Here is a 16947-nt window from a genome sequence, read left to right on the forward strand (position 1 = left end):
CTGCGCCGCACGGGCGTGACCGTCAGGCGATGCGGTCCAGCACGATCGGGCGCGGCGTGAACGCCGTGCCCTCGGGGGAGATCTCGACGCCGCCGGCCAGGGCCGCCAGGGCGTAGTCGAACTTCTCCGGGGTGTCGGTGTGCAGGGTCAGCAGCGGCTGGCCCTGCGTGACCGCGGCACCCGGCTTGGCGTGGATCTCCACGCCCGCCCCGGCCTGTACGGGGTCCTCCTTGCGCGCGCGGCCGGCGCCCAGGCGCCAGGCGGCGACGCCGACGGCGTAGGCGTCCAGGCCGGTGAGCACGCCGGAGCGCTCGGCGGTGACCACGTGCCGCTCGCGCGCGACGGGCAGCGCCGCGTCCGGGTCGCCGCCCTGGGCGGCGACCATGCGGCGCCACACGTCCATGGCGGAGCCGTCGGCCAGCGCCTTGACCGGGTCGGCGTCCGTCAGGCCGGCCGCGTCGAGCATCTCGCGGGCCAGGGCGAGGGTCAGCTCGACCACGTCGGCCGGGCCGCCGCCCGCCAGGACCTCGACGGACTCGCGGACCTCCAGGGCGTTGCCCGCGGTGAGGCCCAGCGGGGTCGCCATGTCGGTGAGCAGGGCGACGGTGCGCACACCGTGGTCGGTGCCCAGGCCCACCATCGTGGAGGCCAGCTCGCGGGCGTCCTCCAGGTTCTTCATGAAGGCGCCGGAGCCGACCTTGACGTCCAGGACGAGCGAACCCGTGCCCTCGGCGATCTTCTTCGACATGATCGAGGAGGCGATCAGCGGGATCGCCTCGACGGTGCCGGTCACGTCGCGCAGCGCGTACAGCTTCTTGTCGGCCGGGGCGAGGCCGTCGCCGGCCGCGCAGATGACCGCGCCGGTGTCGCCCAGGACCCGCAGCATCTCCTCGTTGGACAGCAGCGCCCGCCAGCCGGGGATGGACTCCAGCTTGTCCAGGGTGCCGCCGGTGTGACCCAGGCCCCGGCCGGACAGCTGGGGCACGGCGGCACCGCAGGCGGCCACGAGGGGCGCGAGCGGCAGCGTGATCTTGTCGCCGACGCCGCCGGTGGAGTGCTTGTCCGCGGTGGGGCGCGGCAGCGAGGAGAAGTCCATGCGCTCGCCGCTGTTGATCATCGCCGCGGTCCAGCGGGCGATCTCGGCCCGGTCCATGCCGTTGAGCAGGATCGCCATGGCGAGCGCGGACATCTGCTCGTCGGCGACCTCACCCTTGGTGTAGGCGTCGATGACCCAGTCGATCTGCTCGTCGTCGAGGCGGCCGCCGTCGCGCTTGGTGCGGATGACGGAAATGGCGTCCATGATTCACGTACCTTCTTAACGGTTGGTCAGATCGTCCGGGCCGAACGCGTCGGGCAGGACGTCCCGCATGGTGCGGATGCCGTCCGACATCTCGACCAGCAGATCGGGGCCGCCGTGCTCCCACAGCAACTGGCGGCAGCGGCCGCACGGCATCAGCTGGTCGCCGTTGCGGTCGACGCAGGTGAACGCGGTGAGCCGGCCGCCTCCCGTCGCGTGCAGCAGCGAGACCAGCCCGCACTCGGCGCACAGGCCGAGGCCGTAGCTGGCGTTCTCCACATTGCACGCGGCGATGACACGGCCGTCGTCGACCAGGGCGGCCGCACCCACCGGGAAGTGGGAGTAGGGCACATAGGCCCGGGACATGGCGTCCCGGGCCTGTGCCCGCAGGTGCTCCCAGTCGACCCCCGCGGGGTCGACCGGGCCCGCGGTGGCGGTCACTTTCCTTGACCCTTTCGGTAGCGCATACCGTCAGCCTTGGGCATGCGCAGGCGTTGCGCCGACAGGGAGAGCACCAGCAGGGTGACGACGTACGGGGTCGCGCCGACGAACTCGGCCGGGACCTCGTCGGTGACCAGGTACCAGACCAGCACCAGCGCGCCGACGGCCAGGCTGGCCACGCCCTGCCACACGTGCCGCTTCCACAGCTTCCAGGCGCCGAGCAGCACGACCAGGATCACCAGGAGCAGCAGCAGCGCGTGGACGGTGGGACCGCCGTTGCGCAGCTGGAGCGCGTCGGAGTAGCCGAACAGCCCGGCGCCGGCGGCGAGTCCGCCCACCCGCCAGTTGCCGAAGATCATAGCGGCGAGACCGATGTAGCCGCGGCCGCCGGTCTGGCCCTCCAGGTAGATGTGCGTGGGCACCATCGCCAGGAAGGCGCCGCCGAGGCCGGCCAGGGCACCGGAGACGATCACGGCGACGTACTTGTACAGGTACACGTTCACGCCGAGCGACTCGGCGGCCACCGGGTTCTCACCGGCCGACCGCAGCCGCAGCCCGAAGGCCGTGCGCCACAGCAGGTAGAAGCTGCCGACGAACAGCACGGCGGCGATGATCGTCAGCGCCGAGACATCGGTGACCAGGCCGCCGATGACACCCGCGAGGTCGGAGACGAAGAACCAGCCGTGCTTCTCGATGCCGGCCAGCCAGTCGGACAGCCCGGGGATGTCGAACGACGGCAGGGAGTCGACCGGCGGGGACTGCTTGGGGTTGCCGCCCTTGGCCGCCGCCTCGCCGTTGGTGAACCACAGCTTGGCGAGGTACTGCGTCGCGCCCAGTGCCAGGATGTTGATCGCGACACCGGAGATGATGTGGTCGACGCCGAAGGTGACCGTGGCGACGGCGTGGACCAGACCGCCGACCGCACCGCCGACGACACCGGCGAGGACGCCGATCCAGGGGTTGGTCTGCCAGCCGGCCCAGGCACCGAAGAAGGTGCCGAGGATCATCATGCCCTCGAGGCCGATGTTGACCACGCCGGAGCGCTCGGACCACAGACCGGCCAGACCGGCCAGGCCGATCGGCACGGCGAGCCCGAGGGCCGCGGTGATCTGGCCCTGCGCGGTGAGCTGGTCCTGGCCCGTGACGATCCGCACGACCGACACCAGCGCGAGCGCGCCGGCGATGACCAGCAGGATCATCGGGAAGGAGAGGCGGACCTTGCGGCCCTTGGTGCCGGCCGCCTTGGGAGCCGCGGGCGGCGGGGTGTGGGTCGTCGTGGCGGTCACGCCGTCACCTCCGTCTTGGTGCGGGCCTGGGCGGCGAGCTGCTCGCCGACCTTCTGCTGCTGCCGCTTGAGGCCGTAGCGGCGCACGAGCTCGTAGGCGATGACGACGCACAGGACGATGACGCCCTGCATGACGCCGACGATCTCCTTGTCGTAGCCGTCGAACTCCAGGCGGCCGGAGCCGCGCTCCAGGAAGCCCCACAGCAGCGCGGCCAGCGCGACACCGACCGGGTTGTTGCGGCCCAGCAGCGCCACCGAGATGCCGGTGAAGCCGATGCCGGCCGGGAAGAGGTCGGCGCCGTAGGCGTGCACGTCGTTCAGCAGCAGCGGCAGACCGGTCAGGCCGGCCAGGCCGCCCGAGATCAGCATGCTGATGACCACCATGCGCTTGACGCTGACACCGCTCGCGGTGGCCGCGCTCTCGGACATCCCGACGCTGCGCAGGTCGAAGCCGAAGCGGGTGCGGCCCAGCACGAACCAGTAGCCGACTCCGATGATCACGGCGAGGACGACGAAGCCGTAGATCTGGCCGATGTCCTCGCCCATGTCGAAGTTGAACAGGTGGCCGGAGGAGGGCAGCGGCGTGGTCGACACCGAGGTCTGCGCCTTGTCGAGATGGCCGAGCCGGCCGGCCTTGAGGAAGTAGCCGACGATGGACAGCGCGATCGCGTTCAGCATGATGGTCGCGATGACCTCGCTGACCCCGCGGGTGGTCTTCAGGACACCCGCGATGCCGGCCCACACGCCGCCGACCACCATGGCCACCACGATGATCAGCGGGATCTGCAGGAAGCTCGGCAGGGTCACCGCGCCGCCGATCGCGGCGGCGAAGAAGACGCCCAGCCGGTACTGGCCCTCGACGCCGATGTTGAACAGGTTCATGCGGAAGCCGACGGCGACCGCGATACCCGCGATGTAGTAGGTGGTCGCCTTGTTGATGATCTCGACCTGGCTGTCGCTCTTGAAGCCGTAGTCGATCATCGTGCCGAAGGCCCCGAAGGGCTCCTTGCCGGTGGCCAGCAGCACGAGCGCGGTGATCACGAACGAGGCGACGATCGCCAGCACGGGGGCGGCGACACCGAGGAGCAGCCGCTCCTTGTCGATCTTCTTCATCGGTCCTCTCCCCCGTGCGCGGCGTCGCCGTTCTCGTGCTCGAGATGGCCGGCGGCGGCGCCGGTCATCGCGGAGCCCAGCTCCTCCGGGGTGATGGTGGCGGGGTCGGCGTCGGCGACCAGGCGGCCGCGGTACATGACGCGCAGGGTGTCGGACAGGCCGATCAGCTCGTCCAGGTCCGCGGAGATCAGCAGCACGGCCAGGCCCTCGCGGCGGGCCTCGCGGATCTGGTCCCAGATCTGGGCCTGGGCACCGACGTCCACACCCCGGGTGGGGTGCGCGGCGATCAGCAGCCGCGGCTGGTGGCTCATCTCCCGGCCGACGATCAGCTTCTGCTGGTTGCCGCCGGACAGCGACGCGGCGGTGACCTCGATACCGGGGGTGCGGACGTCGTACTCGCGCACGATCCGCTCGGTGTCGCGGCGGGCCGCGGCCGGGTCCAGCAGGCCGCCCTTGCTGTTGGGGCGCTCGGTGACGTGGCCGAGGATGCGGTTCTCCCAGAGCGGGGCCTCCAGCAGCAGCGCGTGCCGGTGGCGGTCCTCGGGGATGTAGCCGATGCCGTCCTCGCGGCGCTTGCGCGTCGGGAGGCCGGTGATGTCGGTGGTGCCGAGGGTGATCCGGCCCGCGTCGGGCGGGAGGATGCCCATGATCGCCTCGACCAGTTCCGCCTGGCCGTTGCCCTCGACACCGGCGATGCCCAGGACCTCGCCCTTGTGGATGGTCAGGGAGATCCGGTCCAGGACGACACGCTCGACGCCCTCCAGGTCGGTCTCCGACAGGTGCAGACCGTCCAGGGTCAGCATCGGGACGTCCGTGACCGTGGACTCGCGGGTCTCCGGCGACGGCAGCTCGCTGCCCACCATGAGCTCCGCGAGCTGCTTGGGCGTGGTGCTCTTCGGGTCGGCCGAACCGACCGTGGTGCCGCGCCGGATGACCGTGATCTCGTCCGCGACGGAGAGCACCTCGCCGAGCTTGTGCGAGATGAAGATGACGGTGAGGCCCTCGGCCTTCAGACCGCGCAGGTTGTCGAAGAGCGCGTCGACCTCCTGCGGGACCAGGACCGCCGTCGGCTCGTCGAGGATGAGCGTACGGGCGCCTCGGAAGAGGACCTTGAGGATCTCGACACGCTGACGGTCGGCGACACCGAGGTCCTCCACCAGGACGTCCGGCCGCACTCCGAGGCCGTAGGCGTCCGAGATCTCCTTGATCCTGGCACGGGCGCGGCCGCCGATGCCGTGGAGCTTCTCGCTGCCGAGCACGACGTTCTCGAGGACCGTCAGGTTGTCGGCGAGCATGAAGTGCTGGTGCACCATGCCGATGCCGCGGGCGATGGCGTCGCCCGGGTCGTGGAAGGTGACGTTCTCGCCGTCGACGGTGATGGTGCCCTCATCCGGCTTCTGCATGCCGTAGAGGATCTTCATCAGGGTCGACTTGCCGGCGCCGTTCTCACCCACGAGGGCGTGCACGGTGCCTCGGCGGACGGTGATGTCGATGTCGTGGTTGGCCACGACACCCGGAAATCGCTTGGTGATGCCGCGCAGTTCGACGGCATGGGGACTGGGGGGGCTGGACGCGTTGATGACGCACTCTCCTCGCGGAAAAGAGCGGGGCGGGGCGGGTGTGGCGAACGTACCGCGAGGAAAAAGCTCTATGCGCGTAGCGTTGCCAGATCCATAGTGGTGCGAGTCAGAACAGAAACCACAGGGACCGAAATCGGGCGGAACGCAGGCGAGAGGCCCGGTGAGGGAGAGCCTGGGCTATCCCCCACCGAGCCTCGCGACCGTGACTCAGAGGAGACCGGGCGTCACTTCTTGACGGTCGTGTCGACCTTGATGTCGCCGCTCACGATCTTCTGCTTGGCCGCGTCCAGCTGCGACTTGATGTCGTCGATGAAGCCGCCGCTGGTGGCCAGGCCCACGCCGTCCTTGGCGAGGTCGTAGGTCTGGGTGCCGGTGAGCGGGGAGCCGTCCTTGACGGACTTGACCGCGTCGTAGACCGCGACGTCCACGTTCTTGAGCGCGGAGGTCAGGATCGACTTCTGGTACTTGACCAGGCCGGTCTGCGCGTACTGGTCGGAGTCGACACCGATCGCCCAGGCGCCGGTCTTGCCGGCGACGGCCTCGATCGCGCCGTTGCCGGAGGAGCCGGCCGCGGCGTAGACGACGTCGATGCCCTTGTCGAGCATGCCCTGCGCGGCCGCCTTGCCCTTGGCCGGGTCGGAGAAGCCGGACAGGTCGGAACCGCTCGTCAGGTACTGGGTGGTGACCGTGACCTTCGGGTTGGTCTCCGTGACGCCCTGGCGGAAGCCGGCCTCGAACTTGTTGATCAGCGGGATGTCGACGCCGCCGATGAAACCGACCTTGTTGTCCTTGGTCTTCAGGGCCGCGGCGACACCGGCGAGGTAGGAGCTCTGCTCCTCGGTGAAGGTGATGCTGTCGACGTTCTTGGCGTCCACGACGGAGTCGACGATCGCGAAGGTGGTCTTGGGGTACTTGGCGGCGGCGGCCTTGATCGAGTCGCCGTAGGCGAAGCCGACACCGATGACCGGGTTGTAGCCCGCGTCCGCGAGGTCCTCGAGGCGCTGCTCGCGGTCGGCCTCGGTGTCCGAGGTCTTCGCGGTGAGCTCCTTGATCTCGATGCCGAAGTCCGTCTTGGCCTTGTCCAGGCCCGCGGCGGCGGAGTCGTTGAACGAGTGGTCGCCACGGCCGCCCACGTCGTAGGCGACGCCGACCTTGAGCGCACCGCTCTTGGCGCTGTCGCTGTCGCTGTCCTTGGAGCTGCTGCCGCATGCGGTCGCGGTGAGCGCGAGGGCCGCGGAGGCTATACCCGCGGCGGCGAACTTGGTTACCCGGCGCAAGAGGGTACCCCTTCACTAGAAGCGCCCCGTCCGGCGCTGGCTTAACCCGGAGCTTAACGCGCGTAGATGTCAGGTAAAGGGGGGTTGGCGGCCCGTTATCGGATCGACGCATTTCGGCCAGGTGACCCGGCCGTGTCAGCCGGGTCACCCACCGTCATGCCAGCAGCGCAGCGGAGGTGAACAGCTCCACCCCGACCTTGATCGCGCCCTCGTCGACGTCGAAATCACCCTGATGCAGATCACGCTTGGAATTGTCCCCCACCGGACGCACCCCGAGCCGCGCGAGGGCGCCCGGCACCTGCTCCAGGTACCAGGAGAAATCCTCCCCGCCGAGGCTCTGCTCGGTGTCCTCCACCGTGTGCGCGCCGTAGCGGGCCGTCATGGCGTCGCGCAGCAGCTCCGTCGAGTCGTGCTCGTTGACCACCGGCGGGACCCCGCGGTGGTACGTCAGCTCCCACTTGGCGCGATACATGCCGGCGATCTGGTCGATCACCTCGTGCACCAGGTCCGGGGCCTCGTGCCAGGCGGTCAGGTCCAGGCAGCGGACCGTGCCCTCCAGCTCGGCGTGCTGCGGGATGACGTTGCAGGCGTGGCCGGCCTCGATACGGCCCCACACGATGCTCATCCCGGACCGCGGGTCCACCCGGCGGGCCAGCACGGCCGGCAGCTCGGTGGCCATCTTGGCGGTGGCCGTCACCAGGTCGGTGGTCAGGTGGGGGCGGGCGGTGTGACCGCCCGCGCCGTCCAGGGAGAGCTCCAGGCGGTCCACCGCGGAGGTGATCGGCCCCTGCCGCAGCCCGATCCGGCCCACGTCGACCTTGGGGTCGCAGTGCACGGCCAGGATGCGGCCCACGCCGTCCAGCGCGTTCGCCTTGATGGCGTCCAGCGCGCCGCCCGGCATGACCTCCTCGGCCGGCTGGAACACCAGCCGCACCGGCCGCCGCAGCTTGCCCTCGCGCAGCAGCTCCGCCAGCACCAGGCCGGCGCCCAGCACCACCGTGGTGTGCACGTCGTGGCCGCAGGCGTGCGCCCGGCCGGGGACCGTCGACCGGTAGTCGACCCGCTTGGTGTCCGGGATCGGCAGCGCGTCCAGATCGGCGCGCAGGGCCAGCCGGGGCCGCTCCGGGTCCGTGTCCCCGATGTCGCAGATCAGGCCCGTCCCGCCCGGCATCACGCGCGGCTTGAGACCGGCCTGCTCGAGGCGGGCCTTCACCGCGGCCGTCGTACGGAATTCCTGGCGGCCCAGTTCGGGATGCATGTGCACATCCCGCCGGAACGCCACGAGCTCCGTCCGCAGGCGCTCGGGGAGCACACCCAGAAGGGCGTCGTCCGGCGCGGCAGGAACGGTTGGGGCCACTGACACAGGGGTTCCGGAGGGTTCGGAGGGTGAGTCGTTCACCTCCGACAGGCTAGACCGCATCTGCACTCCCGATCGCTGGATCGCCGTAAATTCATTCCGCGCGAGGAAGAAAAACTCCCCCGTTCGGCGCGTACCCGGCTCCGTACAGGGGTATCAACACGGTTTACCCCTCGCCTCTCCATAGTGGCTCAACGATCGCGCCGTCGCGCGGCAACGCCCCGTGAGCGGCGTCACCACGGCGTGGCGGGCGGCGGTCAGCGCGGACCGAGCAGCCGGGAGTAGAGGTCCAGGAGCGGGGCGGACTGCGTCTGCCAGGACCACTCACGCAGCGTGTCGCCCCGGTCGTACGCCTTCCGGTAGCGCCGCGGGTTGGTCAGCACGGCGCCGACGGCGCGGACGAAGTCGGCGGTGTCCAGGGAGCGGAACACCTCGCCGTTGCCGATCTCCAGCGTCGGCCGGGCCAGCACCCGCACATCGCTGACGACCACGGGCAGGCGGGCGTGGGCGTACTCGAAGTAGCGGGCCGGCAGGGCCACCTGGTGCGCGGGCAGGCGGTGCACGGGCAGGACGCCGATGTCCGCGGAGGACAGGAAGCGCGGGATGTCGGCGGGCGGCACATAGGGCAGCACATGCAGGCGGCCCTCGACGCCGAGCTCCGCCGCACGGTCGGTGAGGACGCGCACATAGGCGTCGCCGGGGTCGGGCACGACCAGCGCCGCGTGCAGGTCGTACAGCTTGGGCAGCGCCTCGATGACCGTCAGCAGCCCCCGGGCCGGCCCGACCGCGCCGCTGTGCACCAGGAGGGGGACCTCGGGGGCCAGATGGCAGTGGTCGCGGACCCCGGAACGCGGCGGCGCGGCATGGGAGGAGGGTGAGGGTGAGGCCGAAGCCGGCGGGGCCTCGTACGGCGGGGCGTTGCGCGCCACGGCCGGCCGGGCGGCGAGGCCGTGGCGCTCGCGCAGCCGGTCGGCGTAGGTCTCGGCGACGGTGACGACGCCGTCGACGAGCGGCACATAGGTGCGCTCGTGGGCGTCACGGGCGACGGCGGCCCGATGGCTGGGCTCGGTCTTGGCCGTGGTGTCCCAGACGACCTCGACACGGTGCCCGGTGCCCTCCGCCCGCAGCGCGGCGCGGACGGCCGTGCCCAGGGTGCGGTGCCCGAGGGCGTGCACCAGGTGCGGGCGCAGCTCGTCCAGGACCGGTCCGTAGGCGATCTCCAGGTCGAGCAGCAGCGGGTCCAGCCTGCGCCAGCTGCGCTTGCCGAGCAGCAGGCGCGTGGTGGCGGTGGACAGCCGGTCCAGCAGCCCGTCGGGCGTGGCCCTGCGGCGGACGGCGGCCCGGTACTGCGCCGAGCGCAAGGCGTTCCAGGCCCGGCGCACCGCGTGCTGGAGACGTGCGCCGCCGTGGCCGAGCCGGGCGGCGGCCTTCACCGGTAAAGGGCTGTAGATCACGTCCAGCTCGGCCTGGCGGGAGGCCAGCAGGGCCGTATGGGCGGCCACGAAGGCGTTGCGGTACGCATAGGACTCCGCGCTGCGGTAGGCCAGGGCGCGCAGCAGGCCCGGACGGGGGCGCTGCAGGCGTCTGCGGTGCAGGGTCTCGGCGACGGAGACGCGGATCAGGCGCACACCTTCGGGCGCGATCCCGGCGCTGTCATCCCGGCAGTCCCGGCAGTCCCGGCAACCGTGGCCCTCGGCGGCGCGGCCGATGATCGTGACCTCGTAGCCCGCCCCGGCGGCGGCCGCCGCCACGCGGTGCGCCCGTGAGTCGCGCTCCAGCGCACTGTCCGCGAGGACCGCGATGCGCCGCGCGGGCCTCGGTGCCGTTGCCATGGAGCAAGGCAACCTGGTTCGGGTGACTGATCGGTTACGTACGGCTTGCGCGGAGCGGAACGCCCCCGGCAGCCGGAACACGCGCCCCTGCGCGCCCCTCGCGCCTCGAAGCGCCCCGGCGCGCCTGGTTTTCGCACATCCCCTGCCTTTTCGGGACTTGTGCGGGCGCCCACACTGATGGGAACAGGGGGAAATGGGGTGGGGGATGTGACATGGCGACACCCGGGTGCCGGAAGCCCGGGGGACACGGCCGGGACCGGCGTCGAGGACGGCACGGGGGACGGCGGGGAAGAGCCTGCCGCCCGCGTCGCGGGGACCGCCGCGAGGCGCCTGCCGCCCCCGCGTCCGGCGGCCGCGCCGGGCGGCAGTGGCAACACCGGCACCGGCGAGGATGACTGGAGCGCGTCGACCCGCTACATGTGCGCGGGTGCCCGCCTCGACGAGGGCTTCGCCCGCCGGGTGGTGCACGAACTGCGGCACGAGCGCTACCGGGCCTGCGCCCCCTCGTACGGTGTCGACCTCGGCCGGGTGGGCACCCACGCCGAGCAGACCCTGCGGGACCTGCGCAGGCGCGACCTGGCCGTCGGCGGCGCCTTCCTGGTGTCCCTGCTGCTGGCCCCGGTCGCCACCGTCGTGTACTGGTTCGCCACCGCCTTCCTGCCCGGCGGCCCCCCGCAGGGCCCCGCCGCGCCCCGGTGGGTGCGCGGCCGCGAGCGGTCCCGCGAACCGGCCGTCCCGGCCGTGCTGCGGGCCCTGGCCGTCCAGGTGCTCGTGCTGCTCGCGGGCGCCTGGCTGACCCCGCTGGTACCGCTGTGGCTGAACGACGTGCCGGTCGCCACGTTCCTGCTCACCCTCGTCCTGCTGGTCGTCTGCCCCTGGGCGTTCACCTGGGAGCAGCGCGGCCGGGCGTGGGGCGCCATCGGCGAGCAGCTGACCCGCGAGGCGTTCCGCTCCGCCGCGGACGGCCCGCCGCCGGGCGGGCACACGGGCGGGCTGCCGCAGTCCTCGGTCGGCGGCGACGCCAACCTCGTCGTCTACAGCGGCTACCGCCCCTTCGTCGGCGCCGGCGACGAGGTCACGTCCTGGTCGTTCGCCATGCGGCTGACCCCCGAGGGGCACGAGCCGGGCACGGGCACCGAACCGCCCCCGGTGCCCTTCGACACCGCGGGCCTGGTCCGGCGGATGGCGGACGACCTGGACGCACTGCGCGCGGGTGCCGGTGCGGGCCCGGCCTTCGCGGCCGACCGCGTCCCCGGTCTGGAGGTCACCGAGAAGGTCTTCGTCCACGGCACCGAGCTGCGGCAGAACGCCCTGTTCGGAGAGGCCGTGTTCTGGCCCGGCGCCGCCGGGCACTGGCCGCCCGAGGGCAGGCCCGCCGACCAGCTCTCCTCGGAGCGCATCGCCACCGCCCGCGGCAGCGTCGACGGGCCCGTGCGGCACTGCCTGTGCGCCCAGGTGCGCAGTTGGGGCACCGACCTGGTGCTGTCGGTCTTCGTCCAGGTCGCCGTGAGCGCGGCGACGCTCTACCTCCAGGCGAACACCCTGGTGCTCACGCCGGTCAAGGAGGAGTACCGGGTGGCCGACTCGCTCGCGCGCCCCGGGGACCTCCAGGACCCGGGGAGCGCCGTCCCGGGGCTCGCCGACGCGCTCCTGCACAGCCGCTCGGTGCTGCAGGCGGCGCCGGCCGCCGCCTTCTCGGAGCTGCGCGCACCCGCCCGGCGGCAGCGCGCCCTCCAGGCGCAGCGCGCGGCCATGTCCGACGACCGGCGGTACGACTTCGGGGCCCGGCTCAGCCTTCGCGAACTCGCGTCGTCGCACGCCTTCCGGGACTTCTTCCAGCGTGTGGACGTCAACCGCATCGGCAAGCAGATCGAGCTGCAAGTCCTCGGCACCGCCGCCGAGTTCCTCGCCGAGCACGGCCTGGACCTCGGCGACCTGACACGGCACCGCAACGTCATCCTCAACCAGGGGATCATGATGACCGGAGGATCCATGAGCGGCAGCATCGCCGCCGGGGCCGGCGCGGCGGCGCTCTCCACCGCCCCCGCGCCGCAGCGGGCCGCCGACCCCGGCGAGGGGGGTGGCACGCGATGAGCGGCACGGACGAACCGCGGACCAACCACGGCATCGTGATCGGCGGCAGCGCCAGGGTCGGCGACTCGGCGCTGGCCGCCGGGGCCGGCGCCGTCGCCCACCGCACGGGACCGGCGTCGACGGCCGCCGACGGCGCGCTCGCCGCCCTCGGTGAACTGCGCCGCAGGCTCGACGCCTTGGAGGACCCGGGGGTCGGCGGGGCCGCGCGCACGGAGGCGGCCGCCCTGGCCGGGGAACTGGCGGATGAACTGGCCGCGGGGCAGGCGGACGGCGAGCGCGTCGAGCGGCGCCTCGCCCGGCTCCGCGCCCTCATCGGCGACGCCACCGCGCTGACGGGCCTCGTCACCGCGGTGCACGCGAGTGTGCGGGCGGTCACCGGTGGCTGAGCGCCTGCGCTGGACGACGGCGCTCGCCCTGCTGCTCGGCTGTGTGAGCGCGGCCGCCGCCTGTTCACCGGCCGGGCACTCCGCCGCCGGCAAGGGCGGCGACGGTCATCGTACGACGGCGGTGTTCACCCCGCGTGAGCCGCTGGGTGAAAGGCGGTTGGGGCAGACCGCGGACCTGATGCGCCGCCGCGCCGAGGGGTTCGGTCTGCGGGACGTCGTGGTGCGCACGGTCGACGGCAAGGTCACCGTCACCGCGCCGGGGGCCACCCCCGAGCAACTCGCCTCGCTCGGCGAACCGGCGGTCCTGGTGCTCCGGCCGGTGGTCGCCGTCGCACCGTCCGGCGACGGGGCGCCCGCCCCCTCACCGGGGGCCGGGGTCGCGGAGTTCCAGGCGCTCGACTGCTCGTCGGCCGCCGGCCGCACGGATCACCAACGGGGCGACGGTGAGCGGGCGGTGGCCTGCGCGACGGAAGTGGTGGGCGGGGTCCGGGCGAAGTACCTGCTCGACCCGGTCGCCCTCAACGGCACCGAGATCAGCGAGGCCGAGGCGGTCTTCGACCAGGAGAACAGCACGGGATGGCAGATCCGGTTGCGGCTGACCTCCGCCGGGGCGAAGACGTTCACGGAGGTCACCGGGCGGCTGGCCGCGCAGGTGAGCCCGAACAACCAGTTCGCGATGGTGCTGGACGGGGCGGTGCTGTCCGCGCCCGCGGTGAACAGCGCGATCCCCGGTGGGATTGCCGTCATCACCGGCAACTTCACGCGCGCGTCGGCCGGTCTGCTGGCCGCGCAGATCAGCGGCGGCGCGCTGCCGACACCGATGGACGTGTCGTCCATGACGCGCTGAGGCGCCTCATGGACGACGACGTCCGCGGTGCGGGATCAGGGCGCGAGGACCGTGGTCTGCCCGGAGACCACCGACGCGAGGCCGTGCAGGTCGCGGGCAGTGCCGGTGATGCCGGACAGGAAGCTCTGCGCCCGGGGCGAGGCCGAGTCTGTCAGCCACTCCGGGTCGACGTCGCAGACCTGGATCTTGACGCCGGTGCCCTCCAGCGCGAGCGGGAGGGTGTGCACGACCGTGGAGGGGAAGCTCAGGATCGTGTGGCCGATCGGACCGCGCCGGGCGACCAGTTCCAGGGGCAGGTCGGGACGCACGATCTGCAGACCGGTCTCGACGGAGAGCCGGTGCAGCTTCTCGACGCTCTCACGGCGGTGCGCGAAGTAGCGGGCGGCCCCGTTGCTCCTGGCCAGGATGGCGACCGCGGTCAGATACCGCTCCAGGTCGACGACGCCGGTCTCCACCAGGGAGGTGCCGACGATGTCGGTGCCGCTGCTGATGGTCGGCGGGCCGAACCGGGCCCGCGTCCAGGCGAACCGGTTGGCGCGCAGCGCCATCCCGGACGGCGGGGTGGCGGGCATCGAGCTGAACAGCTCGACCTGCCGGCCGCGGCCCGGGGTGAGGCGCCGCCGGGCGGCCGAGGCGAAGACGCCGAAGGCGGCGTCCGACGGGGAGGGCCGCCGGCCGCTGCGGTGCCAGCGGACCAGCCGGGCGCCCTTGCTCAGCAGCTCGGTGAACTCCATGGTCGCCGTGCCGTCGTCCACGACGATGATCTCCCGCGCCCGGGTGAGCGGCAGGAGGACCTGCACCAGCCGGGAGAAGGGGTCACCGAGGACGACCCGGCCCGCGGAGCGCAGCGCCGGGGTGAGTTCTGCCGCGGTGCGCAGCAGGGAGCCCCGGGAGGAGCGCGCCTCGCACCAGCGGACCGTGATGCCCTCGTCCATCGCCAACTCCGCCATCCGGCGCAGCTGTCCCCGCGTCATGGGGTCGCTCGGGGCGAGGGCCACCACGGTGATCGGTCGACCGGGTGCCACCGGGCCCGGGGCGGCCGAAGCCGCCCCGGGTCGCGGTGTGGGCACCGCGGGCGGGTGAACATGCGCCCACTCCAGCACGTTGAGCAGCTGAACGGGGCTCTCTACGAGTGCCAGAGTGCCGCTGTCGCCCATGGATCAGGCCGACACCGACTCGGCGTCGGCGGCGGCGGCAGCGGCCGCCTCCTGCTCGGCGATGACGCCGGGCACGCGGCGCAGCTTCTTCATCGGGCCGAGCTCGCCCTCGTAGACCTTCTTGACACCGTCGCCGAGCGCGGACTCGATGATGCGGATGTCGCGGACCAGGCGGTCCAGACCCTGCGGCTCGACGGAGGCGGCCTGGTCGGAGCCCCAGTTCGCGCGGTCCAGGGTGATGTGGCGCTCGACGAAGACGGCGCCGAGGGCGACCGCCGCGAGGGTGGTCTGCAGGCCGATCTCGTGGCCGGAGTAGCCGACGGGCACGTTCGGGAACTCACGCTGCAGCGTGTTGATCATCCGCAGGTTCAGCTCCTCGTGCTTCGCCGGGTACGTCGACGTGGCGTGGCACAGGATGATGTTGTCGCTGCCGAGGACCTCCACCGCGTGGCGGATCTGCTTCGGCGTGGACATGCCCGTGGAGAGGATCACGGTCTTGCCGGTGGCGCGCAGGGCGCGCAGCAGCTCGTCGTCGGTCAGCGAGGCCGAGGCGACCTTGTGGACGCGGACGTTCTCGAACTTCTCGAGGAACTCGACCGAGGGGACGTCCCACGGGGAGGCGAACCAGTCGATGCCCTTGCTGACGCAGTACTCGTCGATGGCGCGGTACTGCTCCTCACCGAACTCCACCTTGTGGCGGTAGTCGATGTAGGTCATCCGGCCCCAGGGGGTGTCCCGCTCGATCTCCCACTGGTCGCGGGGGGTGCAGATCTCCGGGGTGCGCTTCTGGAACTTCACCGCGTCGGCGCCGGCCTCGACGGCCGAGTCGATCAGGGCGAAGGCGTCCTCGAGGGAGCCGTTGTGGTTGATGCCGATCTCGCCGGTGACGTAGACGGGCTGGCCGGGGCCGACCAGGCGGTCGCCGATCGGACGAAGGCGGGCGGGGGTGGTGGTCACTGGGAGAGTTCCCTTCGGGAAAGAGAGGGGCCGAGGATCCACGAGGCGACCTCGCGGATCGCACCGCGCCCTCCGGGCGTTGCGGTGATGGAACGGGCCGCGTCCTTGACGACGTCGTGCGCGTTGGCGACGGCGGTCGGCCAGCCGACGAGCGCGAAGCAGCCGAGGTCGTTGACGTCGTTGCCGACGTAAAGGACCCGCTCGGGGGCGATACCTTGCTCCTTGCACCACTGCTTCAGTGCGAGGTCCTTGCGGTCGATGCCGTGGAGCACGGGGACCTTGAGCTTGCGGGCCCGTGCGGCGACGACCGGGTTGGTCTCCGTGGACAGGATCAGGACCGGAAGTCCGTTGTCGCGCAGGGCGGCGATCCCGAGCCCGTCACCACGGTGCACCGTGACGGTCTCGCGTCCCTCGGAGTCGACCAGCACCGTGTCGTCGGTCTGGGTGCCGTCGAAGTCGAGTACGACCGCGTCGATGTCGGCGCGGGTCGGCAGTGCGGCCGGTGCCGCGGACTCCTCGGTCCGGGCGGCGGAGCCGGTCGCGGGGTCGAGCAGCGGGGCCAGGGCGCGGGCACGGGACAGGTCGTCCGGCTCGTCGATCTCCAGCACCCGTGCGGGGTCGGTGCGCACCAGCGCGGTGTGGCCGAAGAACCGGTGCTTGGCCTCGCGGAAGCCCTCGACGTGCATCGCGTAGGCGGCGCCGGTCTCCAGCAGGTCCTGCGGGCGGTCCTGACGACGCGGCCGGTGCGCCTTGTCGTGGTTGACACCGTACCCGCCGGTCGTGGTGGCGGCCAGGGCCGTACGGCCCTCGCCGGTGACGGCGGCGGCACCGGAACGGTCCGTCGCGGCGGCCGCGGCGCCCATCTCGTCGGCGGCGTCGCGCCAGATGAAGCCGTGGAACGGGGCCACGGTCACCGCCGTGTCGGCGCCGTCCTCGACGACCGCGGCGGCCACGCCGTTGACGTCCTCGACGGAGATGAACGGGCTGGTGCACTGCACGAGCAGCACGACGTCCGCGCTGACCCCGGACATCGCCTGGTACGCGTCCATCGCGTGCAGCACCGCCGCCTCGCTGGTCGCGGTGTCGCCGGCGATGGCGGCCGGGCGCAGCACGACCTCGGCGCCGGCGGCGCGGGCCGCGTCGGCGATCTCGGGGTCGTCGGTGGAGACGACCACGTCGGTGATCAGCTCGGCCTCGCGGCAGGCGCGCACGGCGCGGGCGACCAGCGGGACGCCGCCGACGGGGGCGAGGTTCTTGCCGGGTACGCCCTTCGACCCGCCGCGTGCGGGAATGACGGCCAACACCGTTGGCATGGGGGCTCCTT

14 protein-coding genes are annotated in these 16947 nt (G+C 72.3%); 3 read left to right on the plus strand and 11 right to left on the minus strand.

The window, feature by feature from the left end:
* Positions 1-22: 22 nt before the first annotated feature.
* The 8 genes from ACIP64_RS03075 to ACIP64_RS03110 form a co-directional block, all read right to left on the minus strand.
* Positions 23-1300, minus strand: a complete 1278-nt coding sequence (locus tag ACIP64_RS03075; protein ID WP_401580989.1) for a thymidine phosphorylase — start codon at positions 1298-1300, stop codon at positions 23-25.
* A 15-nt stretch (positions 1301-1315) separates the two neighbouring features.
* Positions 1316-1738 (minus strand): cytidine deaminase, encoded by a 423-nt coding sequence (locus ACIP64_RS03080; protein ID WP_401580991.1) that lies wholly within the window; start codon positions 1736-1738, stop codon positions 1316-1318.
* Positions 1735-3024, minus strand: a complete 1290-nt coding sequence (locus tag ACIP64_RS03085) for an ABC transporter permease (protein WP_401580993.1) — start codon at positions 3022-3024, stop codon at positions 1735-1737. Before ACIP64_RS03085 ends, ACIP64_RS03080 begins: the two co-directional genes overlap by 4 nt.
* Positions 3021-4136 carry an ABC transporter permease gene (locus ACIP64_RS03090; RefSeq protein ID WP_401580995.1) on the minus strand — a complete coding sequence of 372 codons (1116 nt, stop codon included), beginning with the start codon at positions 4134-4136 and terminating at the stop codon, positions 3021-3023. The genes ACIP64_RS03085 and ACIP64_RS03090 overlap by 4 nt, the downstream gene beginning before the upstream one ends.
* Positions 4133-5716, minus strand: coding sequence for an ABC transporter ATP-binding protein (locus ACIP64_RS03095; protein WP_401581171.1), 1584 nt, complete (start codon positions 5714-5716; stop codon positions 4133-4135). The genes ACIP64_RS03090 and ACIP64_RS03095 overlap by 4 nt, the downstream gene beginning before the upstream one ends.
* A 224-nt stretch (positions 5717-5940) precedes the next feature.
* Positions 5941-6993, minus strand: coding sequence for a BMP family protein (locus tag ACIP64_RS03100; protein ID WP_401580996.1), 1053 nt, complete (start codon positions 6991-6993; stop codon positions 5941-5943).
* A gap of 154 nt (positions 6994-7147) precedes the next feature.
* Positions 7148-8350 carry an amidohydrolase gene (locus tag ACIP64_RS03105; protein ID WP_360902068.1) on the minus strand — a complete coding sequence of 401 codons (1203 nt, stop codon included), beginning with the start codon at positions 8348-8350 and terminating at the stop codon, positions 7148-7150.
* 257 nt (positions 8351-8607) lie between these two features.
* A complete protein-coding gene (locus ACIP64_RS03110) occupies positions 8608-10182 on the minus strand; it encodes a glycosyltransferase (RefSeq protein ID WP_401580998.1) in 1575 nt (524 codons plus the stop codon).
* A gap of 207 nt (positions 10183-10389) precedes the next feature.
* Here ACIP64_RS03110 and ACIP64_RS03115 point away from each other — a divergent pair, with 207 nt between their 5' ends.
* Genes ACIP64_RS03115 through ACIP64_RS03125 form a run of 3 tightly spaced genes read left to right on the plus strand, consistent with a single transcriptional unit; the run spans position 10390 to position 13509 of the window.
* Complete coding sequence (locus ACIP64_RS03115) at positions 10390-12276, plus strand: hypothetical protein (protein WP_401581000.1); 1887 nt, start codon at positions 10390-10392, stop codon at positions 12274-12276.
* The gene (locus ACIP64_RS03120) at positions 12273-12662 is read left to right on the plus strand and encodes a hypothetical protein (RefSeq protein ID WP_401581002.1); all 390 of its coding nucleotides are present in this window, start codon (positions 12273-12275) and stop codon (positions 12660-12662) included. The genes ACIP64_RS03115 and ACIP64_RS03120 overlap by 4 nt, the downstream gene beginning before the upstream one ends.
* Positions 12655-13509 carry a SecDF P1 head subdomain-containing protein gene (locus tag ACIP64_RS03125; RefSeq protein WP_401581004.1) on the plus strand — a complete coding sequence of 285 codons (855 nt, stop codon included), beginning with the start codon at positions 12655-12657 and terminating at the stop codon, positions 13507-13509. Before ACIP64_RS03120 ends, ACIP64_RS03125 begins: the two co-directional genes overlap by 8 nt.
* A gap of 35 nt (positions 13510-13544) precedes the next feature.
* Here ACIP64_RS03125 and ACIP64_RS03130 read toward each other — a convergent pair whose 3' ends face one another.
* Genes ACIP64_RS03130 through ACIP64_RS03140 form a run of 3 tightly spaced genes read right to left on the minus strand, consistent with a single transcriptional unit; the run spans position 13545 to position 16936 of the window.
* Entirely contained in the window at positions 13545-14666 is a 1122-nt protein-coding gene (locus ACIP64_RS03130; protein WP_401581006.1) for a hypothetical protein, read from the minus strand.
* A 3-nt stretch (positions 14667-14669) separates the two neighbouring features.
* The gene (locus tag ACIP64_RS03135; protein WP_401581007.1) at positions 14670-15623 is read right to left on the minus strand and encodes an N-acetylneuraminate synthase family protein; all 954 of its coding nucleotides are present in this window, start codon (positions 15621-15623) and stop codon (positions 14670-14672) included.
* Positions 15620-16936, minus strand: coding sequence for a cytidylyltransferase domain-containing protein (locus tag ACIP64_RS03140; RefSeq protein WP_401581009.1), 1317 nt, complete (start codon positions 16934-16936; stop codon positions 15620-15622). Before ACIP64_RS03140 ends, ACIP64_RS03135 begins: the two co-directional genes overlap by 4 nt.
* Between the last annotated feature and the right edge of the window lie 11 nt (positions 16937-16947).

The sequence above is a fragment of the Streptomyces sp. NPDC088733 genome (assembly GCF_044751185.1).
Taxonomy (GTDB): domain Bacteria; phylum Actinomycetota; class Actinomycetes; order Streptomycetales; family Streptomycetaceae; genus Actinacidiphila.